General features: G+C 62.6%; 21 protein-coding genes and 1 tRNA gene. 11 read left to right on the top strand and 11 right to left on the bottom strand.

Features of this window, described 5'->3' with window-relative positions; genetic code table 11:
• Positions 1–408: 408 nt before the first annotated feature.
• The 3 genes from DM08_RS06330 to DM08_RS06325 all read right to left on the bottom strand — a co-directional run bounded on the left by DM08_RS06330 (position 409) and on the right by DM08_RS06325 (position 2,173).
• The gene (locus DM08_RS06330; protein ID WP_035383778.1) at positions 409–792 is read right to left on the bottom strand and encodes a hypothetical protein; all 384 of its coding nucleotides are present in this window, start codon (positions 790–792) and stop codon (positions 409–411) included.
• A gap of 119 nt (positions 793–911) precedes the next feature.
• Positions 912–1,301, bottom strand: a complete 390-nt coding sequence (locus DM08_RS12815) for a hypothetical protein (RefSeq protein WP_152555792.1) — start codon at positions 1,299–1,301, stop codon at positions 912–914.
• Between the two features lie 656 nt (positions 1,302–1,957).
• Complete coding sequence (locus tag DM08_RS06325) at positions 1,958–2,173, bottom strand: (2Fe-2S)-binding protein (RefSeq protein ID WP_035383777.1); 216 nt, start codon at positions 2,171–2,173, stop codon at positions 1,958–1,960.
• Positions 2,174–2,291: 118 nt separating this feature from the next.
• On the opposite strand from DM08_RS06325, the gene DM08_RS06320 reads away from it, so the two are divergent.
• From DM08_RS06320 to DM08_RS06305, 4 genes are all read left to right on the top strand, one after another.
• Positions 2,292–4,286, top strand: a complete 1,995-nt coding sequence (locus tag DM08_RS06320; RefSeq protein WP_035383776.1) for a UvrD-helicase domain-containing protein — start codon at positions 2,292–2,294, stop codon at positions 4,284–4,286.
• Between the two features lie 101 nt (positions 4,287–4,387).
• Positions 4,388–4,609, top strand: a complete 222-nt coding sequence (rpmE, locus tag DM08_RS06315; RefSeq protein ID WP_035383775.1) for a 50S ribosomal protein L31 — start codon at positions 4,388–4,390, stop codon at positions 4,607–4,609.
• A 66-nt stretch (positions 4,610–4,675) separates the two neighbouring features.
• Positions 4,676–6,106, top strand: coding sequence for a M48 family metalloprotease (locus DM08_RS06310; protein WP_051937851.1), 1,431 nt, complete (start codon positions 4,676–4,678; stop codon positions 6,104–6,106).
• Positions 6,106–7,749, top strand: a complete 1,644-nt coding sequence (locus DM08_RS06305; RefSeq protein ID WP_035383774.1) for an ArnT family glycosyltransferase — start codon at positions 6,106–6,108, stop codon at positions 7,747–7,749. The genes DM08_RS06310 and DM08_RS06305 overlap by 1 nt, the downstream gene beginning before the upstream one ends.
• Here DM08_RS06305 and DM08_RS06300 read toward each other — a convergent pair whose 3' ends face one another.
• Positions 7,750–9,405 (bottom strand): ArnT family glycosyltransferase, encoded by a 1,656-nt coding sequence (locus DM08_RS06300; RefSeq protein ID WP_051937849.1) that lies wholly within the window; start codon positions 9,403–9,405, stop codon positions 7,750–7,752.
• A 294-nt stretch (positions 9,406–9,699) separates the two neighbouring features.
• Here DM08_RS06300 and DM08_RS06295 point away from each other — a divergent pair, with 294 nt between their 5' ends.
• Both DM08_RS06295 and DM08_RS06290 read left to right on the top strand, forming a co-directional pair.
• On the top strand, positions 9,700–12,303 hold the full coding sequence (locus DM08_RS06295; RefSeq protein WP_081908794.1) for a glycogen/starch/alpha-glucan phosphorylase: 2,604 nt from the start codon (positions 9,700–9,702) through the stop codon (positions 12,301–12,303).
• Between the two features lie 117 nt (positions 12,304–12,420).
• Positions 12,421–13,401, top strand: a complete 981-nt coding sequence (locus DM08_RS06290; protein WP_035383815.1) for a serine/threonine protein kinase — start codon at positions 12,421–12,423, stop codon at positions 13,399–13,401.
• Between the two features lie 816 nt (positions 13,402–14,217).
• On the opposite strand, the gene DM08_RS06285 is transcribed toward DM08_RS06290, so the two are convergent.
• The gene (locus tag DM08_RS06285; protein WP_237560236.1) at positions 14,218–14,487 is read right to left on the bottom strand and encodes an MBL fold metallo-hydrolase; all 270 of its coding nucleotides are present in this window, start codon (positions 14,485–14,487) and stop codon (positions 14,218–14,220) included.
• A 70-nt stretch (positions 14,488–14,557) separates the two neighbouring features.
• Between DM08_RS06285 and DM08_RS06280 the strand changes: the two genes are divergently transcribed.
• Both DM08_RS06280 and DM08_RS06275 read left to right on the top strand, forming a co-directional pair.
• A complete protein-coding gene (locus DM08_RS06280; RefSeq protein WP_051937846.1) occupies positions 14,558–15,007 on the top strand; it encodes a hypothetical protein in 450 nt (149 codons plus the stop codon).
• A gap of 3 nt (positions 15,008–15,010) precedes the next feature.
• Positions 15,011–15,547, top strand: coding sequence for a hypothetical protein (locus DM08_RS06275; RefSeq protein WP_051937844.1), 537 nt, complete (start codon positions 15,011–15,013; stop codon positions 15,545–15,547).
• A 95-nt stretch (positions 15,548–15,642) separates the two neighbouring features.
• On the opposite strand, the gene DM08_RS06270 is transcribed toward DM08_RS06275, so the two are convergent.
• The 3 genes from DM08_RS06270 to ppsA form a co-directional block, all read right to left on the bottom strand.
• Positions 15,643–15,733: transfer RNA gene (locus tag DM08_RS06270), tRNA-Ser, on the bottom strand.
• Positions 15,734–15,800: 67 nt separating this feature from the next.
• Complete coding sequence (gene gloB, locus DM08_RS06265) at positions 15,801–16,676, bottom strand: hydroxyacylglutathione hydrolase (protein WP_343282982.1); 876 nt, start codon at positions 16,674–16,676, stop codon at positions 15,801–15,803.
• Entirely contained in the window at positions 16,583–18,952 is a 2,370-nt protein-coding gene (ppsA, locus tag DM08_RS06260) for a phosphoenolpyruvate synthase (protein WP_035383772.1), read from the bottom strand. Before ppsA ends, gloB begins: the two co-directional genes overlap by 94 nt.
• A 226-nt stretch (positions 18,953–19,178) precedes the next feature.
• On the opposite strand from ppsA, the gene DM08_RS06255 reads away from it, so the two are divergent.
• Positions 19,179–19,562: a rhodanese-like domain-containing protein gene (locus DM08_RS06255; RefSeq protein WP_035383771.1), complete on the top strand. Its 384-nt coding sequence runs from the start codon at positions 19,179–19,181 to the stop codon at positions 19,560–19,562.
• Here the strand turns inward: DM08_RS06255 and DM08_RS06250 are convergent.
• The 3 genes from DM08_RS06250 to DM08_RS06240 form a co-directional block, all read right to left on the bottom strand.
• Positions 19,550–21,628, bottom strand: a complete 2,079-nt coding sequence (locus DM08_RS06250; RefSeq protein WP_035383770.1) for a sodium:solute symporter family protein — start codon at positions 21,626–21,628, stop codon at positions 19,550–19,552. The genes DM08_RS06255 and DM08_RS06250 overlap by 13 nt on opposite strands.
• On the bottom strand, positions 21,628–21,885 hold the full coding sequence (locus DM08_RS06245) for a DUF4212 domain-containing protein (protein ID WP_035383769.1): 258 nt from the start codon (positions 21,883–21,885) through the stop codon (positions 21,628–21,630). The genes DM08_RS06250 and DM08_RS06245 overlap by 1 nt, the downstream gene beginning before the upstream one ends.
• Positions 21,886–21,952: 67 nt before the next feature.
• Positions 21,953–23,434: a leucyl aminopeptidase gene (locus DM08_RS06240; RefSeq protein ID WP_035383811.1), complete on the bottom strand. Its 1,482-nt coding sequence runs from the start codon at positions 23,432–23,434 to the stop codon at positions 21,953–21,955.
• Positions 23,435–23,471: 37 nt separating this feature from the next.
• On the opposite strand from DM08_RS06240, the gene lptF reads away from it, so the two are divergent.
• Together lptF and lptG are read left to right on the top strand one after the other, a co-directional pair.
• Positions 23,472–24,602 (top strand): LPS export ABC transporter permease LptF, encoded by a 1,131-nt coding sequence (lptF, locus tag DM08_RS06235; RefSeq protein WP_051937842.1) that lies wholly within the window; start codon positions 23,472–23,474, stop codon positions 24,600–24,602.
• Positions 24,599–25,675, top strand: a complete 1,077-nt coding sequence (gene lptG / locus DM08_RS06230; RefSeq protein WP_035383809.1) for an LPS export ABC transporter permease LptG — start codon at positions 24,599–24,601, stop codon at positions 25,673–25,675. Before lptF ends, lptG begins: the two co-directional genes overlap by 4 nt.

Here is a 25,675-nt window from a genome sequence, read left to right as displayed (position 1 = left end):
ATAACAGGGCTGCTCGCAAGCGGAAGCAAACGGGCAGCAGACAACAGAGTTTTAGCAGGAGACAACCGACAGCGATTGCATGGCAAACGAATTGATGGCAAACAGGTCAGACCGGCGCAGGCAATTCAGTTAATTGCGATGGCTCCCTGCCGCAGCAACACACGGCAAAGCCGCTAGGGCGATTTGAAACTTGCGCGCGAATTCCATCATGGCTCGGACGGCTCGCCGCCCAACAGGAAGCCGGATATACGGAAGCAGTTGCACCCAAAACCATCAACACGCGTTGCTTGCAAAACGGGAGGTGTCCATATACGCAATTTCATTGCGCCGGATTTTTTTCGGAGATTTCGGTGCACTAGCAAGTGCGCCCCACGCTGATTAACGTCCCAGGTGACCGCAGTGTTAGAACTATTTGAGTAACAGCGCACGGGTAGCCTCGAAGACAGTGTCAATAGCTATATCTGTTTGGGCAATCCGTTCTTCGGTCCAAGCTTCTGGCTCAAGCCAATAGCTTCCCTTGAGGAAACACTTTTCTGCCAATTCGGGATCTATTTCTCGTAATGGGATTGAGGCTTTATGCCAAAGCTCAGCAATCTTCCATTCCATATCCCGATTTTTTGCTCCGCCCGCATTTTCTTCGCTGATGTATTTCTTTGTCTCAGATAATGCAGAGTAAAGAGCCTTCAGAGCTTGGTCCGTCTTTGCGGTTCTCTCTTTCTTGCCTTCACGCAATAGGCCAACTACTGCCAAGACTTTGTCAAATAATGTGAATGCGACAGCCGGTTCGATCATCATTGTCTCCAAGCTTCAACGTTGGCCGTGAGGAGCCCTCGTAGCGGCAAAGCCGCGAAGGGAATCCACAAGCGCAGCTTGTGGGTGGACCCTCGCGACGGAATGGTTAGACCGAGAGTTCATCGTGCGCGTTTTCCTAGTGACGGGAGGCCGCCACTTACTGTACGTACTGAAGTAGATTCTTCACCGTCAATCGTTGCACTTTTTCTGCTCGGAATCCTTAAGCCCCCTACGACGCAGGTTTCGTAGAAGGTTTTGAATGCTTTGGCTAACTCTCGATCATCGGGATGCTTCGTTTGATCGCACAAATCACTGTACATCCTTTCGAGCCTACTGCGCACAAGAACAGTAGTTTTCTTTTGCTCGATCTTGGATGCTGCGACACGCGCCTCAATTTTTGCCTGTATAACAACCGGTGCTTTAGGGCAGCGTTGTGTTGTGTGGGCTTTCAATCGCCGAGCGCTAACAACGCCATTGCAGTAAGGACATTTTGCAAGTTCGTCGCTCATGAAATGGTACCAGTTTGGTTTTGAGGTCTAACGAATGAATTTAGACGGCATTGAAATTGCGTTCGGATGCCGTCCAATGAGTAAGCCTAGCCAGTGAATGTTCAAACTCTCAATCACTTACTTATCCCCTCTTGGTATTAGACGGCCGAAAATATTTCGGAAGAAAGGTAAAGCTGGTTGTATGGGGTGGCAATTTATCATCTTTGGCTGTTTTGCGGTTGGTGAGATCGGCGTGAGCATTTCGTGGGCTAGTCGCGTGGCTACAGCGCTACGTCATTCCCCCTGTGCGCCGCCGAGTAGCGGAGGCTGGTCAGGGAATTCTGACGAATATGTTTGAGCACGTGACGGCGTAGCCGGTCGGGCAAGTTTAAGAGTCGGCCCGACCGCTCGACAACACGCCGCGCAGCGGCTTGTTGCGGCGGAGACTAACCTTTAGGTTATGTCGGAGCCAACAACGGAGGGAACCCGCGCAGCGGGCGGGAAACTGGGGTCGCCTTCTTTGGATTACTTTTCTTGGCGAGACAAGAAAAGTGATTGGCTGCCGGGCCACCCCCGGCGACTTTCGTTGAGTATTGCCAAGCTCTCTTTCATCTTTCCACAGGCTCAGAATGCCCGAAGAAGAGGGCCAGCAACAGTGCTCAGAACCGGCAAAGCAATCACTTCCCTGAATGCTTCCCCGCCTCCAATTCCTTCAGAAAATCCGCAATCTCCCACTCGCATCCACCACAGCCTGAAAGTGCGCCGGTCCAGCGCGAGATGGCGTGCACATCTTTGCCTTCTTCCAGATACAAGCGCCGGATGAGGTTGCGGCGGGTGCCGCTGCAGGAGCACATCACCGGGCCTTCGGGGTGGGTGTCGTCGTTGTCTGCCATGTCGGGTGTGGCCTTTTGCCGAAAGAAGGGGAGGCTGGCGGGTGTGTGCCGTTGTGCGGGCATTATAGCGCGGCAGCTTTGTTATACTCGCGCCCCGCTTGTTGCTCCCTGTTTTTCGATGCTCAGCAAACTCAATCCCGTTCAGCGCGAAGCTGCCAAGTATCTCGACGGCCCCTTGCTGGTGCTGGCCGGGGCGGGCAGCGGCAAGACGCGGGTCATCACCCACAAGCTGGCGTATCTGGTGGAGCAGTGCGGCTACGCGCCGCGCAACATTGCGGCGATCACTTTCACCAACAAGGCGGCGACTGAGATGCGCGAGCGGGTGGCCAAGTTGCTGGATTCCAGGAAGGCCAAGGAGCTGACTATTAGCACCTTCCACTCGCTGGGGATGCACATCCTGCGCGAGGAGGCGCCGCTGCTGGGTTACAAGAAGGCGTTTTCCATCTTTGATGCGGCGGATTGCGCCAAGATCATTTCCGAGCTGCTAGGCTCGCCGGACAAGCAGGACATCCGTGAGGCGCAGTCGCAGATTTCCAACTGGAAGGCGGGTTTCATCGACCCGGCGCGGGCGACCAGTCTGGTCGAGACCGAGGCCGACCAGCGGCTGGCGCTGCTCTACGGGCGTTATCAGGAGACGCTGCGCGCCTATCAGGCGGTGGATTTCGACGACCTGATCCGCCTGCCGGTGGAGCTGTTCCGCACCCATCCCGAGGCGCTGCAACGCTGGCAGAGCCGCTTTCTCTATCTGCTGATCGACGAGTATCAGGACACCAACGATTGCCAGTACCAGTTGACGCGCTTGCTGGCGGGGCAGCGCGCGCAGTTCACCGCCGTGGGCGACGACGACCAGGCCATCTACGCCTGGCGCGGCGCCAGCGTGGAGAATCTGCACAACCTGCGCACCGACTACCCGCGCCTCAAGGTCATCAAGCTGGAGCAGAACTACCGCTCCTCGCAGCGCATCCTGCACAGCGCCAACGCGGTGATCGCCAACAACACCAAACTGTTCGACAAGAAGCTGTGGAGCGAGCACGGCCTGGGCGACCAAGTGCGGGTGTACGCCGCGCGTGACGAAGACCACGAGGCGGAATCGGTGGTGCTGCAACTGTCTGCGCACAAGTTCGAGCGCAAGACCCAATTTTCCGACTACGCCATCCTGTACCGCAGCAATCACCTGTCGCGCGGCTTCGAGGAACAGTTGCGCAGCCAGAACATCCCCTACACGGTGAGCGGCGGCACCTCGTTCTTCGAGCGCGCCGAGATCAAGGATATCGTCGCCTATCTGCGCCTGATCGCCAATCCGGACGACGATCCGGCCTTCATCCGCGCCATCACCACGCCCAAACGCGGGGTCGGCAACGCCACGCTGGAGAAGCTGGCCAGCCATGCCGGGACGCACCACATCAGCTTGTACGATGCCGTGTTTGCGGCTGGGCTGACCGAGCAGTTGAGCGCGCGCCAGTACGAAGACCTGCTGACCTTCTGCAACTTCATCGCCCGCATGCAATCGCGCGCCGAGCACGAAGACTGTGCGCCGGTGTTGAACGACCTGCTGACCGCCATCGACTACGAGGGCTGGCTGTTCGACAGCTTGGAGCCGCGCCAGGCCGAGGTGCGCTGGGGCAACGTCAGCGACTTCGTTGGCTGGATCAACCGCAAGGCCGAGAACGACGGCAAGAACCTGATCGCCATGACGCAGACCATCGCCCTGATGAATCTGCTGGAATCGCGCGAGCAGGAGACCGACGCGGTGTCGCTCTCTACCCTGCACGCGGCCAAGGGGCTGGAGTTCGGCCACGTGTTTCTGGTCGGAGTAGAGGAGGGCATCTTGCCGCACCGCAACAGCGAATCGCCGCAACAGATCGAGGAAGAGCGCCGGTTGATGTACGTCGGCATCACCCGCGCCCAGCGCAGCTTGCAGATCAGCCACTGCGCCCGCCGCCGTCGAGGCAAGGAATGGGAAAAGTGCCAGCCCAGCCGCTTCATAGAAGAATTGCCGCAAGGCGACATCCAGTTCGCCGGGCTGCTGCCGGAAGGTGCCGCCCCCGCTGTCAGCAAGGACGAGGGCAAGGCCAAACTGGCGCTGCTGAAGTCGCTGCTGGGTAAGGGATGAGCGGTTGCCATAATCATGTTGCGCGCGGTCGCTTTTTTATGGATAATCCGCGACCCTGTAGCGCGTACACCTGCCGCGCCCGAATTTTTTAGGAAAAGACCATGAAAGCCGACATCCATCCACAGTACAACGAGATCGCCGTCAATTGCAGCTGCGGCAATTCCTTCACCACCAAGTCCACTTTGGGCAAGCCGCTGCACGTTGAAGTATGTTCCGAGTGCCATCCGTTCTACACCGGCACCCAGAAGATCGTGGATACCGCCGGTCGTATCGAAAAGTTCAACCAGAAGTACGGCAAGGCCGGCGCGAAAGCTGCCGCCTAAGGGAACTTAGCCTCCGGTATCAATCAAAAGGCAGCGCTTGCTGCCTTTTTGTTTTGGAGTCTGACCATGAATACATTGACGAGATCCCTGTTCACCGTGCCGGTGCTGCTGGCACTTTCCAGCTGTGCGCAGAATCCGGTGACCGGCAAGCAGGATTTCGTGATGATGTCGGAGGCGCAGGAAGTCAGCATCGGCCTGCGCCAGGATGCTCTGGTCAGGCAGCAATACAAGGTCTATCCCTCGCGCGCGTTGCAGGACTACGTCGATAGCGTGGGACAGAAGGTGGCCATGAAGAGCCATCGCCCGACCCTCAGATACCATTACACCGTGGTCGATTCGCCCGAGATCAACGCCTTCGCCTTGCCGGGCGGCTATGTGTACATCACGCGCGGCATCCTCGCCTATCTCAACTCCGAGGCCGAACTGGCAGCGGTGCTGGGGCATGAGACCGGGCACGTCACGGCGCGTCACGGGGTGCGCCAGCAAAGTGCGACCACGGCAACCGATATTGGCCTAAGAATCGCCGCATATTGGGTACCACAACTGAACACGAATATCGGTTACAACCTATCCAATCTGCTGGGCGGTGCCTTGCTGTCCGGCTATGGCCGCGAGCATGAGCTGGAGGCCGACCGACTGGGAGCCGATTACCTCGCCCGTTCCGGCTACGACCCGCACGCCATGATCCGGGTGGTCGGCGTGCTTAAGGATCAGGAACTGTTCGATGCCGAAATCGCCAAGCAGGAAGGGCGCGAGCCGCGCCGCTATCACGGCGTGTTCGCCTCGCACCCCGATGCCGACACGCGCCTGCAGGAAGTCGTCAACGAGTCGAAGGGGTTGGTGGTGGCGCAGCCCTACGAGGGACGCGACGTGTTCCTGCAGCACATCGAGGGCATCACCTTCCATGACAGCAGCGATCAGGGCGTGCTGCGCAACAACGTGTTCAGCCACGGCGAACTCGGTCTGTCGTTGAGTTTCCCCGCCGACTGGAAGGTGCAGAACCTGCCCGACCGCCTGGTGGCGAGCAGCCCGGACGCGCAGGTCTCGATGCAGTTGCGCATGGACGTGAAACCGACGGGTACGCCGGTGGAATACGCCAAGCGTTACACCGGCGCGGGCAGCAGCGTCGAGCCCGCCGAGTGCAACGGGCTGTCGGCGGCCATCGCCTCCACACCGAGCACGATCACCGGCGTGATCTACCTGAATGGCCGGGCCTACATCGTGCAGAGTGTGGCCAAGTCACCGGAAGCGCTGGCGGTACAGCGCAATGCCGTGTTGCACACCATACGCAGCTTCCGCGCCCTCAGCGAGACTGAGCGCAAGCAGTTGCGCCCGCTGCAGATCCACATCATCACCGCACGCGCAGGCGACACTTACGCGGCACTGGCGCGGCGCTCGCCGCTGGGCCGTAACGCCGAGAGCTACCTGCGCCTGATCAACGCCCAATATCCCAAGGGTGAGCCGGTCGCCGGGCAGTCGATCAAGGTCGTCGACTGATGTTCACCTACCCGGAACACCAGCGCGAACACCCCATCACGCCCGCCAAAGCGGCGCTGTTGCTGGTGTTGTGTGCGATCTGGATGTTCACCGGACTGGTCGGACACGATCCCTGGGAGCCCTACGAGGCCTACGGCTTCGGCCTGGTCTATTCGATGTTGCAGATGGGCGACTGGCTGGTGCCCTCGCTGGCCGGCATGCCGGTGATGGACAAACCACCCCTGTTCTACTGGACGGCAGCGCTGTTCGCCAAGGCGCTTGCGCCCTGGCTGCCGCTGCATGATGGCGCGCGCTTCGCCAGTGCTTTCTATACCGGGTTGACCCTGCTGTTCACCGGCCTGGCCGGGCGCGAACTGTTCGGCAAGGGGCGCGGCTGGGCGGCAGTGGTGATCCTGCTCGGCTGTCTGGGGATGCTGGTGCGCTCGCACCAGCTCATCACCGATCTGGCGCTGGTCAGCGGCTGCGCCATGATGCTCTACGGCTACACCCTGATCCTGCGCCACAGCAGCAAGGCCGCGTTGTGGATAGGCAGTGGGGTCGGCATCGGCTTCATGGCCAAGGGCTTCATCGCCCCGATGCTGTTCGCATTCATCAGCCTGGGCCTGCTGTCGTTCCAGCTCTGGCGCAACGGCCACTACCTGCGCACCCTGTTGCTGGCGCTACTGTTCGCTTTGCCCTGGCTGGTGGTGTGGCCGCTGCTGCTGTATCTGCGCTCGCCGCAGCTGTTCTCCGAGTGGGCGTGGACGCTCAACATCGGGCGCTGGCTGCAGTATGCGGGCGGCGGCGATTACCGCGATGCCCTCTACTACGTGCGCATCCTGCCCTGGTTCGCCTGGCCAGCCTTGCCGCTGGCGGCTTGGGCGGTGTGGGAAGCCCGCCGCAAAGTGTTGCGCGAGCCGGAGTTCCAGTTGCCTCTGGTCGCCTTCCTGGTGATGCTGACCACCCTGAGCATCGTGCCCAACATCAAGGAAGTGTTCGCGCTGCCCATGCTGATCCCGCTGACGCTGCTGGCGACGGCTGCCCTGGCCACCTTGCGCCGGGGCGCAGCCAATGCGCTGGACTGGTTCGGCATCATGACCTTCGGCTTGCTGGCCATCCTGCTCTGGTGGGGCTGGGCGGGCCTGCTGCTGGACAACCACTCCAAGATCACCTTCTGGCTGAAGCAGTACCATCCGGGCTACCAGCCCAGCGTGCAAGAGGCTTCGTTCTGGATCGCCGCCGCGTCCACCGTGTTGTGGGTCGCCTTCATCTGGCGCGTCGGACGCTCCATCCGCCGTGCCGTGGTCAACTGGGCGGCGGGTGTCACTTTGCTCTGGATCCTGGCGATGACCTTGTGGCTACCCTGGCTGGATACCGGCAAGAGTTATCGCAGCACCGTGCTCGACCTGAAGCAACACCTTCCCCAGAAATACCACTGCATCGCCGGGGCCGAACTGGACGATGTGCATCGCGCCATGTTGCAATATTTCGGTGACATCACGCCGCGCCACTACGTCACCAGCGATTGCGACCTGTGGCTGGTGCAGGGTACGGCGCTGTTGCCGGTCAGCAAGCGGGCGAAGTGGGAAGTCATCTGGGACGGTGGGCGGGACACCGCACCGGGCCGTCACCTGTGGTTGTACCGCAAGGTGGCCAAACGCTAGTCAGGGCACTTGCAGGACGGCGATCTCGTCCAGCGGCCAGCTTCCCTGGGCCATCTTCAGCATCTTGGGGAACGTCCCGGTCTTCTGGATGGTCGCCTGCAGCGCAGCGACCCGGGTGTAACGAGGATGGTGGCGGGTGAACTCCGCCACGTTCTTTTCCTGCATCACCACCCGGAAGCCCCCCTGTGACGGCAAGGACGCGAAATCATCGACGGCGATGCAGGGCTGCTGCAGGTAAAGCCCGAGTTCGCGCGCCTGCAAAGTCATCTGCTGCGCCTGCACATACACCGGCAACGGCGGCCTGTCCGCCAGCACCTGCGCCACGTTGTGCGCCACATCGTATCTGCCCAGCGTGAGCGCGGCCAGCATGGACAGGAACACGAACAACAGGTTGATCGCCAGCAGCGGGTAGGTCACTGCACCGAGGCGCAGCTGCCGTCGCGTCGCGTAGACATAGCCCAGCAGCGCCAGCGTCAGGGTACACACCACTGCCGTCAGCGGCACGTTGCCGGTGTAGAGACTCAATCCCACCACCAGCCCCACCAGCACGCCGGCGATGAGCCATTGCACATAGCGCAACGTGCGCGCCGCCGCAGCCTCAACCAGCCAGTCGGCGAGGAACTTGCCGCACAGGATGGCGGCGAACGGGAACAGGATCACGGTGTAGTGGTCGAGCTGGAAGCTGGTCGCGCTGAACAGGCCGAAGGTGACGAAGAACGCGCCGCACAGGAACACGAAACCGGCATCATTCCCGCCGCTGCGTAGCCACAACCGACGCATTCCGGCGGACATCGCCGCCACGAACACCGCCACCCATGGCAGGAACGCCCACAGGAACACCAGCACGAAGTAGAACGGATGGCCTTGCGTGTTCTTGATCGGCCCGGTGTTGAAGAAGCGCCCGAACTGGCTGTCCCACAAGAAGAACTTGATGCCGGAGACGTGTGTCTGGCCGAACATCACTTTCTCCGGGTGCGCGTCGAACTGCAGATACAGCGCCACCACCTCCGGCGCGGTGAACAGCAGAGTCAGCACCAACGCCAGCAGCCACTTGCCGCCCCACAGCTTGCGCCACTGCCCCTGATACAGCCACATCGCCACCAGCCCGCTGCTGATGGTGATGAGCGTGAACACGCCCTTGGTCATCACCGCCATCGCGCTGAACAGTGCGCCCAGCAGCAGGTATTTGAGCCTGGCCTGCGCGTCGTAGCGCAGCCAGTAGTAACACGCACCCATGATGGTGCCGGTGAGATAGGTCTCCGCCTTCACCTCGATGGACGAATCCATCAAGTGATAGGCCGACACGAACACCAGCACCGACAGCCAGGCCGTGTCGCGTCCGTAGAACAGGCGCGCGATGCGATAGGTGAAGTAGCCGCCGAGCAGGTGGAACAGGAAGCCGGGCAGGATATAGCTGAACGCGCTGCTGCCGAGCAACTTGAAGGATAGCGCCGTGATCCAGAACGGCAGGTGCGGTTTGTCCAGCCAATCCTGCCCGTCCAGCACCAGATTGGACCAATCCCCGCTCAGGGCGATGTGCTGTGCCAGTGCGGCATAGGTGATCGAATCCCCGCTGTTGATCACCGGCGAGAGCATGGCCGCCGCGTTGACGAGCAGCGTGAGCAGGATCAGCCAGCGGGCGTGGGCGATGTTCATGATGAGGGCGAGTCGGGGCGGTTTCTGCGGACGGCGAATGCTAATACAAAACCCCGTTGAACGCAGGTATGACGTGGGCCGGACGCGTTGGCCAAGCAGGAGAGCCTCATCTGTCGTACAATCGCGCCATGTACGCCCCCCAGTCCTCGACTTCCACACCCCGGGCCCGGCACCGCCGACCATGAAGCAACGGGTGCAGAACGAACTTCACGACAGTGATGCACGAGCATCCGATCCCGCGATCGACGGGGGCGTTTTTTCGAGTGTCTCAGACAGCCTGTATCAGGCGCAGGCATGCGGATTGCTTGGTCAGATACGCGCAGCAGCCTCGCCTGTCCCGATTCAGGCCTGGGCCGCTCGCAAACCAGATTAACAGGATACGTTCAGGAGTCCATCATCAATACCCGAGCCAAAAAACCACAAGCCCCCGCCACCATCGGCAATCTTCCCCCACTCGGCATGGATGCCGACAGCATCGTGGACGACTTCCGTCGCTATTTCAGCCACACGCTGGGACGTGACGAATCGACCGACACCAATCCGCAGATGTACACCTCGCTGGTGCTGTCGCTGCGCGACCGTTTGGTGGAACGCTGGCGCAACACCCGCCTGGCCTACAGCGAAGCCGATTGCAAGCGTACGTACTACCTGTCGCTGGAATTCCTGATGGGTCGCGCGCTCGGCAATGCCATGCTGAACCTGGACATCGATCCGGCCACGGCCACGGCCCTGCGCCAGATGGGCATCGAGCTGGAAGCGCTGGCCGACCAGGAGCACGATGCCGGTCTGGGCAACGGCGGCCTGGGCCGTCTGGCGGCCTGTTTCCTGGATAGTTGCGCCACCCTGCAACTGCCGGTCACCGGCTACGGCATCCGCTACGAATACGGCATGTTCCGCCAGAAGATCGAGAACGGCTGCCAGCTGGAAGAGCCTGACCACTGGCTGCGTGACGGCAACCCGTGGGAGATCGAGCGCCCCGAGTTCGCTACCCGCGTCAAGTTCGGCGGCCACACCGAGTATTTCACCGAGCAGCATGGCCGCACCTTCGTGCGCTGGATGAATACCCGCGACGTGATGGCGATGCCGCACGACGTGCCGGTCCCCGGCTACCAGAACGGCACGGTGAACACTTTGCGCCTGTGGCGCGCAGCGGCCACCGAAGAGTTCGATCTGTCTGAATTCAATGCCGGCAGTTACACCGAAGCCGTGGCCTCCAAGAATGCCGCCGAGCACATCACCATGGTGCTCTACCCCAACGATTCCAGCGAGAACGGCAAGGAACTGCGCCTGCGCCAGCAATACTTCCTGGCTTCGGCCAGCTTGCAGGACATTCTGCGCGAATGGGTCAAGCACCAGGGCAACGACTTCAGCCGTTTCGCCGAGAAGAACTGCTTCCAGCTCAACGACACGCACCCCACCTGTGCCGTGCCGGAACTGATGCGCCTGCTGATGGATGAGCATGGCATGGGTTGGGACGATGCCTGGGCCATCACCAGCAAGACCATGGCGTATACCAACCATACCTTGCTGCCGGAGGCGCTGGAGAAGTGGTCGGTCAGCATGTTCGGTCGCCTGCTGCCCCGCCTGCTGGAGATCATCTGCGAGATCAACGCCCGCTATCTGAGCGAGGTCGCGCTGCGCTACCCCGGCGACATCGAACGCCAGCGCCGCATGTCCATCATCGAGGAAGGGCACGAGAAGCAAGTGCGCATGGCCTATTTGGCCGTGGTCGCCAGCTTCTCGGTGAACGGCGTGGCGGCACTGCACTCCGAGTTGCTGCAGGAACACCTGTTCCGCGACTTCTATGAGCTGTGGCCGCACAAGTTCAACAACAAGACCAATGGCGTGACACCGCGCCGCTGGTTGGCCTGGAGCAACCCGGAGCTGAGCAAGCTGATCAGCGATGCCATCGGCGACGACTGGTGCACCGACCTGTCCCAGTTGCAAAAACTCAAGGCTCATGCCGACAAGGCCACCTTCCGCAAGAAATGGCGCGCGGTCAAGCAGGCCAACAAGGCCCGTCTGGCCGAGATGGTGCAGCAGGATTGCGGCGTGACGTTCGACACCAACGCGCTGTTCGACGTGCAGGTCAAGCGCATCCATGAATACAAGCGCCAGCTGCTCAACGTGTTGCACGTGATTCACTTGTACGACCGCATCAAGCGCGGCGACACGGCCAACTGGACACCGCGCTGCGTGCTGATCGGCGGCAAGGCCGCGCCCGGCTACATGATGGCCAAGCGCATCATCAAGCTGGTCAACGCTGTCGCCAAGGTCATCAACGGCGATCCCGCCACCGAAGGCCTGCTGCGTCTGGCTTTCCTGCCGGACTACCGCGTCTCCGCCATGGAAGTGATCAGCCCCGGCACCGACCTGTCCGAGCAGATCTCGACGGCTGGCAAGGAAGCCTCGGGCACCGGCAACATGAAGTTCATGATGAACGGTGCGATGACCATAGGCACGCTGGACGGTGCCAACATCGAGATCCGCGAAGAGGCGGGCGCAGAGAACTTCTTCCTGTTCGGCCTGACCGCGCAAGAGGTGGAAGCCACCCGTCACCACTACGACCCGGCAGCCATCATCCATGCCGACGAAGACTTCAAGCGCGTCATGGGCTTGTTGTGCAGCGGCAACTTCAACTTGTTCGAGCCGGGCATCTTCGATCCGATCATCAACTCGATCTACAGCCCGAACGATCCCTGGCTGACCGCCGCCGACTTCCGCAGCTTCGTGGATGCCCAGCGCCGGGTGGACCAGGCCTACAAGGATCAGGATGCGTGGACGCGCATGAGCATCATCAACACTGCCACCAGCGGCAAGTTCTCCAGTGACCGCACCATTCTGGACTACAACCGCGAAGTCTGGCACCTGCCTCAGATCGCCCCCAAACAGGGCTGACGCACAGCCCGCCGCCCGGTGCAGCGCCGGGTGGCGGGCCGCTGCCGCACCGAAGTCGACATGCCACACACGCCGGAACCGGACACGAACCCGCCCTCCGGGGACCTGCGTCCGGCCATGGTCCAGCCGGACTACACCGCACTCACCCCCGACCTCGTGCTCAACGCGCTGGAAAGCCTCGGCTTGGTCTGCGATGGCCGCCTGCTGGCGCTCAATAGCTACGAGAATCGCGTCTATCAGGTCGGCATCGAAGACGGTACACCGCTGGTCGCCAAGTTTTACCGCCCCGAGCGTTGGACGGATGCCGCCATCCTCGAAGAGCATGCCTACGTGCAGGAGCTGGTCGAGCGCGAAATTCCCGTCGTGCCTGCGCTCACGCTGAACGCCAGCACGCTGCACCACTTTTACGGCTACCGCTTTGCCGTCTTTCCCAAGCACGGCGGACGCGCGCCGGAGCTGGAAGACCGCGAAACGTTGGAATGGATGGGGCGCTTCCTTGGCCGCATCCACGCCGTGGGCCGACTCCAGGCTTTCCGGCATCGCCCCACGCTGGACCTCGACACCTTCGGCCTGGCATCGCGCGACTACCTGCTGGCCCACGATTTCATTCCCGCCGACCTGCTGCCCGCCTGGCGCAGCGTGGTCGAGCAAGCCCTGCAAGGCGTGCGCCACTGCTACGCCCGTGCCGGACAGCCCGGCCTGCTGCGTCTGCACGGCGACTGCCATTCCGGCAACGTGCTGTGGACCGACGACGGCCCGCACTTCGTCGATTTCGACGACAGCCGCATGGGCCCGGCGGTGCAAGACCTGTGGATGCTGCTCTCCGGTGAGCGCGAAGAGCGTGTGCGCCAGCTTGGCGACGTGCTGGCCGGGTACGAGGATTTCTGCGAATTCGACAGCCGCGAACTGCATCTGATCGAAGCCCTGCGCACCCTGCGCCTGCTGCACTACTCCGCCTGGCTCGCCCGCCGCTGGGACGACCCCGCCTTCAAACGCGCCTTCCCCTGGTTCAACACCCAGCACTACTGGCAGGAACGCATCCTCGAACTACGCGAACAAATCGCCCTGATGGACGAACCGCCACTGTGGGCGGCGTAGCGGATGGTCATTTGTAGGGTGGGCAAAAACGTAGTGTTGCCCACCGCTGACACACATCCGCACACGTAAATCCAGCGCGTATCGTATGATGCCCAGCGTGCAAACCGCGTGGGCAAATCGGGATTTGCCCACCCTACTAGACTTATTTTGTTAGAGCTATGGATCCCTTCTTTGAACTCGTTGCCCTTCTTGTTGTGGTTGCAGGTGTGCTGTTCTGGCCTCTTATTGGCAGTTTCCGTAGAGTGCCTGCAGAGCAAAGTTTAGAGCCTCTATGGCAACAAAGATGCTCAGTTGGCTCTAGAGGTTTGGGAATTGGTGTCGGAACCAATATTCCATTTACTCGTGTAGCGCTTTATCCTGACTTTATGGTCATCTGCGGGTTTTCAACAACAGTCATTCCATATCGAGATATTGCCGGGGTCGAATGGAAGCGAGGTTTTCTCTCCCTTGGAGGCGTACTAATTAGACTGCAGGGTCTGAACGCCTCGTATGTGCTGTACCCAAGAGGCACCCAAACATTTGTTAAACTCATCGAGTCGCATCTAACCCGGCACTCAAGTCGGGTCGTGCAAAAGCGCGGAGTCTAGTATCCCGCTCCCCATCCTCTCCCGATAAACCTCCCCCAGCATCTCTCAATCCCTACAATTCACCACTTCACTCCTCCCAGGACCACCGCCATGACTGCTGAAACCGAACTCAACCATCTGTTGGTGACTGCGACCGGGGAAGATCGCGTCGGGCAGGCGGGGAAGGTTGCCGATTGCGGTTGAATATCGACAAGTGCCGGATGTCGGTGCTGGGCAGTCGTCGGCCAGCTTAGTGCTGGTGCCCCAGATACACCTCGATCTGCGGATGATACGCGACCAGTCGCTTCATGTTTTGCAGGTTCTTCAGGTTGCGCGCGTGGTCGGCGGTGAAGTCGCCGGGCTCGACGGTATGTTCCCAACCCCATGTTGTGATGCAGGCATCGCCGGTCAGCAGCACCGGGCCCCGTGTGGTCCGGATCAGGAAGGCGACGCTGATCGACTCCATCGCTGCCGAGTTTGCCAAAGTACGCAGCTCACCTTGAGCGCGGATTGACCACATGGGCATATCGCCCTTGTCGCTCCTGCCCATTGGTCACATAATGTCGCCACACATTCGACGGGAGACGGACATGAACATCGCCACGCTGATCAGCCGCACAACCTGGGTCGCCGCACTGTGCGCCCTGACCCTTCTCAACACGGGCTGCGCAGTCAACCGCGCCACGGCCTCTTCCGACCCGACCATGAACTGGAGTTCGATCAAATCGGTCCACGTCGCCCAACTTCCCGGCGAGGACGGCAGCACGAAGAAGTTGATCGCCGAGAAGTTCCGCGCCAAAGGTTTCGTCGTGACGGCAGACCCGGAGGTCGCCGCCCAGCCCGATGCGCTGGTCACCTATGTGGACAAGTGGATGTGGGATATGACCATGTACATGATCGAGCTGACCATCGTGGTGCGCGATCCCAAATCCAACTTCCCGCTCGCGCAGGGCAATTCCTATCACACCTCGCTCACCCGCAAGTCCCCGGCCAAGATGGTGGATGAGGTCGTCGATAACATCCTGAACACACGGAAGTAAGCCGTGGCCCGCCTCGGTATCCTCGCGGCCTGTGCCGTCCTGCTGGCGCTGCTGGGTGGCTGCGCATCGCCCGCCGACCGCGCTGCGATGGAGGCCGGGCCGGTCGTCCGCGCACAGGTTCCTAAGGGCGACAGTGTGCAGATCACTGTGTCGGGCGGACAGGCGACCGGTGCGCTAGACCCGTCGTCGATCGCCGATGCCGACCTCAAAGCTGCAGTCGAGGCATCCATCCTCAAGGCCGGGCTGTTCGGCTCGGTCAGCCGGATACCTGCCGACTACACCCTGTACGTCAGGATCATCGAGCTGCAACGCCCCTTGATGGGCGGCAACTTCACCGTGAAGCTCGAACTCGCCTGGCAGCTCATCCGCGTATCCGATCAAAAGATCATGTTCCGCACATCGATACGCAGCTCGCACCGCACCACCATGTCCGAATCGTTCGCCGCCGTGACCCGCCTGAAAATGGCCGTCGAAGGTGCCGTGAAAGAGAATATCGAGACGTTCCTGAAAGAGCTGTCCGCCGCTCAGTTGCCGGACTGAACCCGGAAGCGCGCATCACGCAGTCATGCTGGCAGGGGCGGAGATGAAAACGCCGCGACCTTGATGACGACAAAGGCGCGGCGTTGTTGTATGTCTGGCGGAGAGGGGGGGATTCGAACCCCCGTTGGGCTATTAACCCAAACACGCTTTCCAGGCGTGCGACTTAAACCGCTCATCCACCTCTCCGAAAGGGCGCGCAGAATAAACCAGATTGCCCGTTACTGCAACCGAAATCCCCTGTGCAGAGGGCGGTTCAGCGGGCGGGAGCCTGGAAGTGGTTGCGCCATTGCCGCAATGCGGTGAAGACGGCGAGGCTGTCCGGGGGGGCGTGACCGAGGTGGTGCTCGGCTTGCTGGACGACGGCGGGTACGGCGCAGCGCAGAAAGGGGTTGCTGGCGAGCTCCAGAGCGATGGTCGAGGGCAGGCTGGGCTGGCCGGCGGCGCGCAGGGCGGCGGTTGCGGACTGTCGCTGCCGGATGTCGGGGTTGTCCGGTTCACAGGCGAGGGCGAAGTGCAGGTTGGCCTCGGTGTATTCGTGGGTGCAATAGACGCGGGTTGCGGCGGGCAGGGCCGCCAGCCGGTTCAGTGCGTGGTGGAGCTGGGCGTAGCTGCCCTCGAACAGCCTGCCGCAGCCCGCGCCGAACAGCGTGTCGCCGCAGAACACGCCGCCCGCGCCCAGATAGGCGACGTGGCCGAGTGTGTGGCCGGGGATGTCCCACACGCTGAGGCTCAGGTCCAGTTCGGGAATGCGGACGACATCGCCTTCGCCGACCGGATGGCTGATGCCGTCGATGACCTCGTGGCGCGGGCCATACACCGCGCAATCGGGAATGGCGGCGAGCAGGTCGACGATGCCGTCCGTGTGGTCGTGGTGGTGGTGGGTGACCAGAATGGCGGCGAGACTGAGGGCGTGCTCGCGCAGGAAGGCCAGCACGGGCGCGGCATCACCGGGATCGACCACGACGGCATGCCGCTCGTCGTGCAACGCCCAGATGTAGTTGTCGCGGAAGGCGGGCAGGGGCGTGATGCGCAGGCTCATTGCGGTTTCCCTGCAGCCAGTCTGCGCCAGGTCTCCAGCAAGGTGTCCGGATTCAGCGACATGGTCTGGATGCCGGTCTCCATCAGCCACTGGGCGAAATCGAAGTGATCCGATGGCCCCTGGCCGCAGATGCCGACGTATTTACCGAGCCGGTTGCAGGTGCTGATCGCCATCTGCAGTAAGGCCTTCACTGCCGGGTCGCGCTCGTCGAAACGGTCGGCCACCAGACTGGAATCGCGGTCCAGGCCCAGGGTGAGCTGGGTCAGGTCGTTCGAGCCGATGGAGAAACCGTCGAAGAATTGCAGGAAATCCTCGGCCAGCAGCGCATTGGAGGGGATCTCGCACATCATGATGAGGCGCAGGCCATGTTCGCCCCGTTTCAGGCCGTGGCGCTCCAGTGCGGTGACGACCTCGCGCGCCTCGCCGACGGTGCGCACGAACGGGATCATCACTTCCACATTGGTGTAGCCGAGCCGCTCCCGCACCCGCTTCATGGCGCGGCACTCCAGCTCGAAACAGTCGGCGAAAGCGGCGGCGACATAGCGCCCCGCCCCCCGGAAGCCGATCATCGGGTTCTCTTCCTCCGGCTCGTAGCCCGCCCCGCCCAGCAGCTTGCGGTATTCGTTGGACTTGAAATCGGACAGGCGCACGATCACCGGCTTGGGCCAGAATGCCGCCGCCAGTGTGGCCACGCCTTCGGTGAGCTTTTCCACATAGAACTCCTCGGGGCTGGCATAACCGGCGGCACGTTCCGCCACGGCAGCCTGCAGCTCGGCGGAGAGCGCATCGGGATACAGCACGGCCTTGGGATGTACGCCGATCAGGTTGTTGATGATGAACTCCAGCCGCGCCAGGCCGACCCCGGCGCACGGCAACTGCGCGAACTCGAACGCCAGCGTGGGGTTGCCGACGTTGAGCATCAGCTCGACCGGGATGGGCGGCAGCGCGATGTCGTCCTGCACCACGACCTCGAACGGCAGCTTGCCGTCATAGACATAGCCGGTGTCGCCTTCGACGCATGAGACGGTGACGGGCGCGCCATCCTGCAGCGTGTCGGTGGCGTGGCCGCAGCCGACGATGGCCGGGATGCCCAGCTCGCGCGCGATGATGGCGGCGTGGCAGGTGCGCCCGCCGCGATTGGTGACGATGGCGGCGGCCTTCTTCATCACCGGCTCCCAGTCCGGGTCGGTCATGTCGGTCACCAGGATGTCGCCGGGCTGCACCCGGCCCATCTCGGCGGCCTGGGCGACGATACGCACCTTGCCCGCACCTATCTTCTGGCCGATGGCGCGGCCTTCGATCAGCACCGGCCCGCGCCGCTTCAGCACATATTTCTCGGCACCGCCGCGCACCATGACCGATTTCACCGTTTCGGGCCGCGCTTGCAGGATGTACAGTTGGCCGTCCAGTCCGTCCTTGCCCCATTCGATGTCCATCGGGCGGCCATAATGCCGTTCGATGGCCACGGCGTAGCGCGCCAGTTGCAACACGTCCTCGTCGCTCAGGGAGAAGCGCGACCGTTCCGCCGCCGGCACCGGCTCGATGCGGGTCGAGCGGCTGGCCGAGCGTTGCGCGTCGAACACCATGCGCTGCAGCTTGGAGCCCAGACTGCGGCGGATCAAGGCCGGGAAGTCCGCTGCCAGCTGCGGCTTGTGCACGTAGAACTCGTCAGGGTTCACTTCCCCTTGCACCACCATCTCGCCCAGCCCGTAGGCTGAGGTGATGAACACCGCGTCGCGGAAGCCGGATTCCGTATCCAGCGTGAACATCACGCCCGAGCTGCCCAGGTCGGAGCGCACCATGCGCTGCACGCCCGCCGAGAGTGCGACTTCGGCGTGTTTGAAGCCCTTGTGCACGCGGTAGGAGATGGCGCGGTCGTTGTACAGCGAGGCGAACACGGCGCGGATCGCCTGCAGGATATTGTCGATGCCGTGGATGTTCAGGAATGTCTCCTGCTGACCGGCGAAGGACGCATCCGGCAGATCCTCCGCCGTGGCCGACGAGCGCACGGCGTAGCTGTCCGCGCCAGTGCCGGCCAGACGGGCGTAGTGCTCGCGTATTTCGGCTTCCAGTCGCGGCGGCAGCGGCGCGTTGACGATCCAGTCGCGTATGGTGCGTCCGGCCTCGGCCAGCGCCGTAACGTCTGCCACATCCACCGCTGCCAGGGTGCGGGCGATGCGCTGGTCCAGCCCGTCCTGCGCCAGGAAGTCGCGGTAAGCCTGCGCCGTGGTGGCGAAGCCGTCGGGTACGCGCACGCCGGATGCGCCCAGCGTGGCGATCATTTCGCCCAGAGAGGCGTTCTTGCCGCCCACCTTGGGCAGGTCGCCCATGCTCAGCGACCGGAATGGGATGACATAGGCGGACATGTTCGGCTCCTGTACTGTCGGGTTGCGGTGAGGCGTATTCTGCCGAATCTGGCCGAGAAAATCCTGCGTAGTGTGGACGGAATCTGGCCTTCGGGAGGATTTCGGCAGGAACCTCGCCATCCGGGGGATAGCCTGCGGGGCGGGGCATGGTGTAGTTTACGCGTCCCGTGTCGGCGCGACAGCCGTCGCGACCGGCGAGGATCAATCACTGCAAGGAGATACACGTATGACGATCACCCCGCAACAACTGGTCGCCGAGGCCAAGGCGCAGATCCGCGAGACCGATGTGGCGACTGCCGCAAAGCTACTGAATGAAGGCGTGCTGTGCCTGGATGTGCGCGAGCCTGCCGAATACGAGGCCGGCTGCCTGCCCGGCGCGATCAACCTGCCGCGTGGTGTGGTCGAGTTCCGCATCGGCGAGCATCCGGCGTTCGCCGACAAAACCAAGCCGGTGGTGGTGTATTGCAAGACCGGTGGACGTTCTGCTCTGGCGGTGCTCAATCTGCAACGCATCGGCTTTAGCAACCTGGTTTCCCTGTCCGGCGGGGTCGAGGCGTGGGGCCAGCAAGGCCTGCCCTTGGTCAAGGACACCACCCGTTACGGCGGCTGAGTCTTCCCGCTGTCGGGGCTGCGGATGAGGTCCACCCAGTCGCGGGTGTGCTGATCCGGCGCGGCTGTCAGCAGACTGCCGATGACCACGCCAGCGATGCCGGCGGGCATCCCGAAGATGCCTGCCGAGATCGGATGGATGCCCCACCACAAGGGCGCGTTCACGCCGAACAGCGGGTAGGTGGCGAGCATGTAGCCCACGCATACCAGCAAGCCGGTCGTCATGCCCAGCACCGCGCCACAGCGGTTGGCACGTTTCCAGAAGATGCCCGCCACCAGCGCGGGGAAGAAGGCGGAGGCGGCGAGCGAGAAGGCGGCGCTGACCAGCAGCAGGATGTCGCCCGGTTTGAGCGAGGTGATGTAGGCCGCGCACAGGGCGACGATGAACAGCAGTCCTTTGGAGATCACCAGGCGGCGTTTGGGCGAGGCGCTGGGATCGACCATCTTGAAGTAGACATCGTGCGACAGTGTGTTGGCGATGGTCAGCATCAGGCCGTCGGCAGTCGACAGTGCGGCTGCCAATCCGCCTGCCGCCACCAGCGCGGTGACCACGTAAGGCAATCCGGCGATCTCGGGTGTCGCCAGCATGATGAGGTCGCCGCCGATGCTGATCTCGGCCAGTTGCACCGTGCCGTCGTGGTTCATGTCCGTGATGCTCATCAGCGATTTGTCCACCGAGGCCCAGGCCGAGACCCAGCCGGGCAGTTCCGAGAAGCTGGAGCCGACCAGCAGGGTGTAGACATCGTACTTGGCCAGTACCGCCAGCGCGGGCGCGGTGATGTACAGGACGGAGATGAACAGCAGCGACCAGAACACCGAAACGCGGGTCTCCTGCACCGAGGGCGTGGTGTAGTAGCGCATCAGCAGATGGGGCAGGGCGGCGGTGCCGACCATCAGGCACAGCACCAGCGCGAGGAAATTGTTGCGCTTGGTGTCGCGGGCTTCTGCGCTGCTGCCCGCGAAGGGTTCGGCGTGGGCAGTGATAGGCGCGGCCTTGGCGCGGGCCGCTTCGGCGGCGGCGCGCCAGCTGGTGCGGGCGGTGGCGATATCGTGCGGGAACTCGGCGAGCCGACGGCGCGCCTCGGCCAGCGCGTCTGCATCGAGGGGGGCGGCGACCTTGAGCGCGTCGATGGCGCGTTCCAGTTTGGCGCGCTCTGCCGCCAGATAGGCCGCGCCGCCCGCATCCAGCTCGCGCAGGCGCAGTTCCAATGCCTGCTGTGACTGTTTGTGCAGCCCCCGCACTTCGGCTTCGCGGGCGCCTTCGGGCGTGGTCGGATCGTTCAACACCTGTTCGCGCGCCGTGACTTGTTGCAGTGCGTAGCCGTAGGCGATCTGCGGTACTGGATTGCCGGTATGGGTGACCGACAGCCACACCACCGGAATGAGATAAGCCACGATGATGATGACGTACTGGGCGACTTGCGTCCAGGTCACGGCGCGCATGCCGCCGAGGAAGGAGCACAGCAGGATGCTGCCCAGCCCGACGAACACGCCGATGCCGAAGTCCAGGCCGGTGAAACGGCTGACAATCAGCCCGACACCGTAGATCTGGGCGATGACGTAGGTGAACGAGCACAGGATGGCGGCGAACGCGCCGATGGCGCGCGGCAGGTTGCCGCCGTAGCGTGCGCCGAGGAAGTCGGGTAGGGTGTAGTGGCCGAAGCGGCGCAGGTAGGGGGCGAGCAGCAGTGCCACCAGCACATAGCCGCCGGTCCAGCCCATCACGAAGGCGAGGCCGTCGTGGCCGGACAGGTACAAGGTGCCCGCCAGCCCGATGAAACTCGCCGCCGACATCCAGTCAGCCGCCGTCGCCATGCCGTTGAACAGTGCGGGTACGCGCCGCCCGGCGACGTAGTATTCGGTGAGGTTGGCCGTGCGCGACAGGATGCCGATGCCCGCGTACATTAACACCGTCGCACCGAGGAAGACATAGCCCAGCACCTTGTTGGGCACGCCCATCTGTTCGAGGATGGCGAGCATCACCACGAAGCCGATGAAGCCGCCCGCATAATGCGAGTAGTAGCGGCGCAGTCGGGCGACGAAGCCAGCCTGGTCAGTGGTGGCCATCAAGCATCCTCTCGCCCGGCAGCGCACTCGGCATCCAGCTTGCCCATGCGCCAGGCGTAATAGCCGACCAGCAAGACGTAGATCAGCAACGCGCCCTGCGCGCCCATGTAGAACGGCAGCGGGAAGCCAAGTACGGTGATGCCCTGCAACTCGCGCGCGAAGCCGCTGACCAGAAAGGTGGCAACGAACCAGATCGCCAGCAGTCCGACCGTCAGTCTGCGGTTGTTGCGCCAGTGACGAGCTTCTGATGGCTGCATGCTCTCCTCGTTTCCGCAGGTGGCGGGGCCGGATGCGATGCGGGAGCCGGCCCCGGTGCGCTGCCGGCTACCCGGCGCGGTTGATGAGGAACTGCGTCAACAATCCCACGGGGCGTCCGGTGCCGCCCTTCTCCTTGCCGGACTTCCAGGCGGTGCCGGCGATGTCCAGATGCGCCCAGCGGTAATCCTTGGTGAAGCGGGCAAGGAAGCAGGCGGCGGTGATGGTGCCGCCCGCACGTCCGCCGATGTTCTGCATGTCGGCGAAATTGGAGTCGAGCAGAGTCTGGTAATCCTCGTACAGCGGCATGCGCCAGGCGCGGTCCCAGCTTTGTTCACCCGCAGCGAGCAGCTCGGCGGCCAGCTCGTCATCGTTGCCGAGCAGGCCGCTGACGACATGGCCCAGCGCGATGACGCAGGCACCAGTGAGGGTGGCGATGTCCACCACGCAGTCCGGCTTGAACTTGGCGGCGTAGGTGAGCGCATCGCACAGGATGAGGCGGCCTTCCGCATCGGTGTTGAGGATCTCGATGGTCTGGCCGGACATGCTGGTGACGATGTCGCCGGGCTTGGTGGCGGTGCCGGAGGGCATGTTCTCGCAGGTGGGGATGATGCCGACCAGGTTGATCGGCAGCTTCATCGCGGCGACGGCCTGGAAGGTGCCCAGGACGCTGGCGGCACCGCACATGTCGTACTTCATCTCGTCCATCTCGGCACCCGGCTTCAGCGAGATGCCGCCGGTATCGAAGGTGATGCCCTTGCCGACCAGCACGACCGGCTTCTGTTTCTTGTCGCCACCGTGATATTCCAGGCTGATGAGTTTGGGCGGCTGGACGCTGCCACGGGCGACGGAGAGGAAAGAGCCCATGCCCAGTTTCTCCATGTCGGCCTGTTCCAGCACCTGGACCTTGAGACCGTGCGACTTGCCCAGCGCCAGTGCCTGTTCGGCCAGATAGGTCGGAGTGCAGACGTTGCCCGGCAGGTTGCCCAGCGTCTTGGCCAGCCCCACACCCTGCGCCGTGGCAGCCGCCTGGGCGATGGCTGTCTCCAGCTTCTTGCTGACCTTGCCGCCAGTGGCCAGCGTCAGGTGGGTGAGCTTGGCCGGTTCGGCAGGCTTGCTCTTCAGGCTGTCGCTGCGGTAGCTGACATCGGCGGCGGCGAGCACGGCTTGCGCTCCCAGCCAGGCGGCATCGCGTCCGGCCACCTCCCAGTCGGTGCAGTACAGCGTCGCATCGCTGGCCGGGGTGGCGAGGGCGGCACGCAGGGCAGCGCGCAAGGCTTCCAGTGCGGTCTTGCTGTCGAGCGCGCCATGCTTGCCGAGGCCGACCAGCAGCACGCGCTCGGCGGCGCTGCCGGATAGCTGCTGCAACAGCAGGGTGGAGCTGGCTTTGCCACTGAGGTCGCCGCGCGTGACCAGCGCGGTCAGCGCGTGTCCGCAGGCTTTGTCCAGCGCCTTGGCCGCGTCGGTGAACTTGCCGTTCTCATACACGCCAACGATGACGCACCCTCCGGTCTGTTTTTCCGGGCCTAGCTGTTTTGTGCTAAATTCCACCGCCGCTCCTTTTTTCATTGAACTGGTTTTCCAACCGATGCCGGATTATCCGCAAACTTCCCAACGAAAGTCAAAGACAGTTCGCGGCGGACTGTTCCAGCGCGAGTTACAGCGTGAATTCATGGCGACCGGGGTGCCGGTGTTCGTGGTGCTCATCAGTCTGGTCGTGCTGTCGCAGCTGATCCGCTTGCTGACCGAGTCGGTGAGTGGCGCGTTGCCGGTGGACGGGGTGCTGGTGATGCTGGGGTTCTCGGCCCTCAATTATCTGCCGGTGTTGCTCTCGGTCAGCCTGTTCCTGTCCATCCTGCTGACGTTGACGCGCAGCTATCGCGACAGCGAGATGGTGACTTGGCTGTCCAGTGGCCTGGGCTTGACCCGCTGGGTCGCGCCGGTGCTGTGGTACGCGCTCCCGGTGGTCGCCCTGATCGCCCTGATGAGTCTGGTGCTCTCGCCCTGGGCCTTGTCCCAGGCCGACGAATACAAGCGTCGCCTGGATAGCCGCGACGAGGTGTCTGCCGCGCAGCCGGGCATGTTCCGCGAGTCCAAGCAGGCGGATCGCGTGTACTTCCTTGAGGATGTGGATGTGCAGAGCAAGCGTGTCGGCAACATCTTCGTGCAGTCCACCAGGGATGGCGTGACCAGCGCGATGCTGGCCAAGGAGGGTTACCAGGAGACCGCGCCCAACGGTGATCGTTTCCTGGTGTTGCTCAACGGTACTCGCTATGAGGGCACGCCGGGGCGGAGTGACTTCAGGGTCGTCGAGTTCGAGCGCTATGCCGTGCGCATCGAGACCGTGGAGGCCAAGCTGCCCAACGTCACACCCAAGTCGCTGACGACACTGGCCCTGATCCAGCAACCGACGACCTGGGCATGGTCCGAACTGGAGTGGCGTCTGGGCTTGCCGCTCAGTGCGCTGATCCTGGCAGTGATGGCCATCCCCCTGAGTTTTGTCAACCCGCGTGCGGGCCGCTCACTGAATCTCATCATGGCCATCATGATCTACATGCTGTACAACAACCTGATCAGTGTCACCAACGCCTGGGTCGGACAGGGCAAGATGGGGCCGGTGGAAGGGTTGGTGCTGTTGCATCTGGCCATGGCGGTACTGGTGGTTGCGCTGTTCTACCGGCGCATGCTGGTGTTCTCGTGGCGGAGGTGGTTGCCGTGAACCTGCTCACCCGTTATCTGGCGCGCGAGATCTACGCCGGCATCGCTCTGGTGTTCGCTGCATTGGTCATGCTGTTCGCGTTCCTGGATCTGATCTATGAATTGAATGCGATGGGGCTGGGGAGTTATGGCCTGGGGATGGTGCTGCTGTTCGTGCTGCTGACGGTGCCCGGCCATATCTACGAGCTGTTCCCGGTGGCGGTGCTGATCGGGGCGATCTTCGCCCTGGTGCAGATGGCGGCGCACTCCGAACTGACCATCTATCGCAGCTCCGGCGCATCTCTGGGGCGGATGGTGAAGTCATTGATGTTGATCTCCTTGCCTTTGGTGATGCTCAGTTTCGTCTGTGGCGAGTTCGTCGCACCTCCCAGTGAGCGCATGGCGCAAAAGATGCGTCTGAAGGCCAGCAACATCCAGGTGCAACTCAAGGAGTTCCGGTCCGGCGTATGGGTCAAGGATGAGCACAGCTTTGTCAACGTGAAGAACGTGTTGCCGGACACGACCCTGCTGAACGTCAGCATCTATGAGTTCGACGACGCGCGACGCTTGCGGGCGATGACTGCGGCTAAGCGCGCCACCTTTCTGGGAGACGGGCGCTGGAAGCTGGACGAGGTGGCGCAGACGGAGTTCGATGCGCGCGGTGCGGTCTCGCACGCGCTGCCGGAGCTGGAGTGGCGGTCGTCGTTGCAGCCCAGCTTGTTGAACGTATTGCTGGTGGTGCCGGAGCAGATGTCGGCCTGGAACCTGCGCGAATATATCGCCCATCTGACGGACAATCACCAGAAGACAGCGCGTTACGAGGTCGCTTTCTGGAACAAGCTGATCTACCCGCTGGCCTTGCCGGTGATGTTGCTGCTGGCTTTGCCGTTCGCCTCGTTGCAGCACCGTTCCGGTGGCGTGAGCGGCAAGATCTTTGTCGGCATCGTGCTCGGCCTGACGTTCCACTTCGTCGGCAAGCTGTTCGGGAATCTGGGGGCGATCAATGACTGGCCGGCGCTGTTCAGTGTGGTGGTGATGCCGGCCCTGTTTCTGATGCTGGCCTCGACCATGCTGTGGTGGACAGAGCGGCGCTAG

The organism is Ferriphaselus sp. R-1, assembly GCF_000746095.1.
Classification (GTDB): Bacteria; Pseudomonadota; Gammaproteobacteria; order Burkholderiales; family Gallionellaceae; genus Ferriphaselus.
This window is presented reverse-complemented; position numbering and strand designations above follow the sequence as displayed.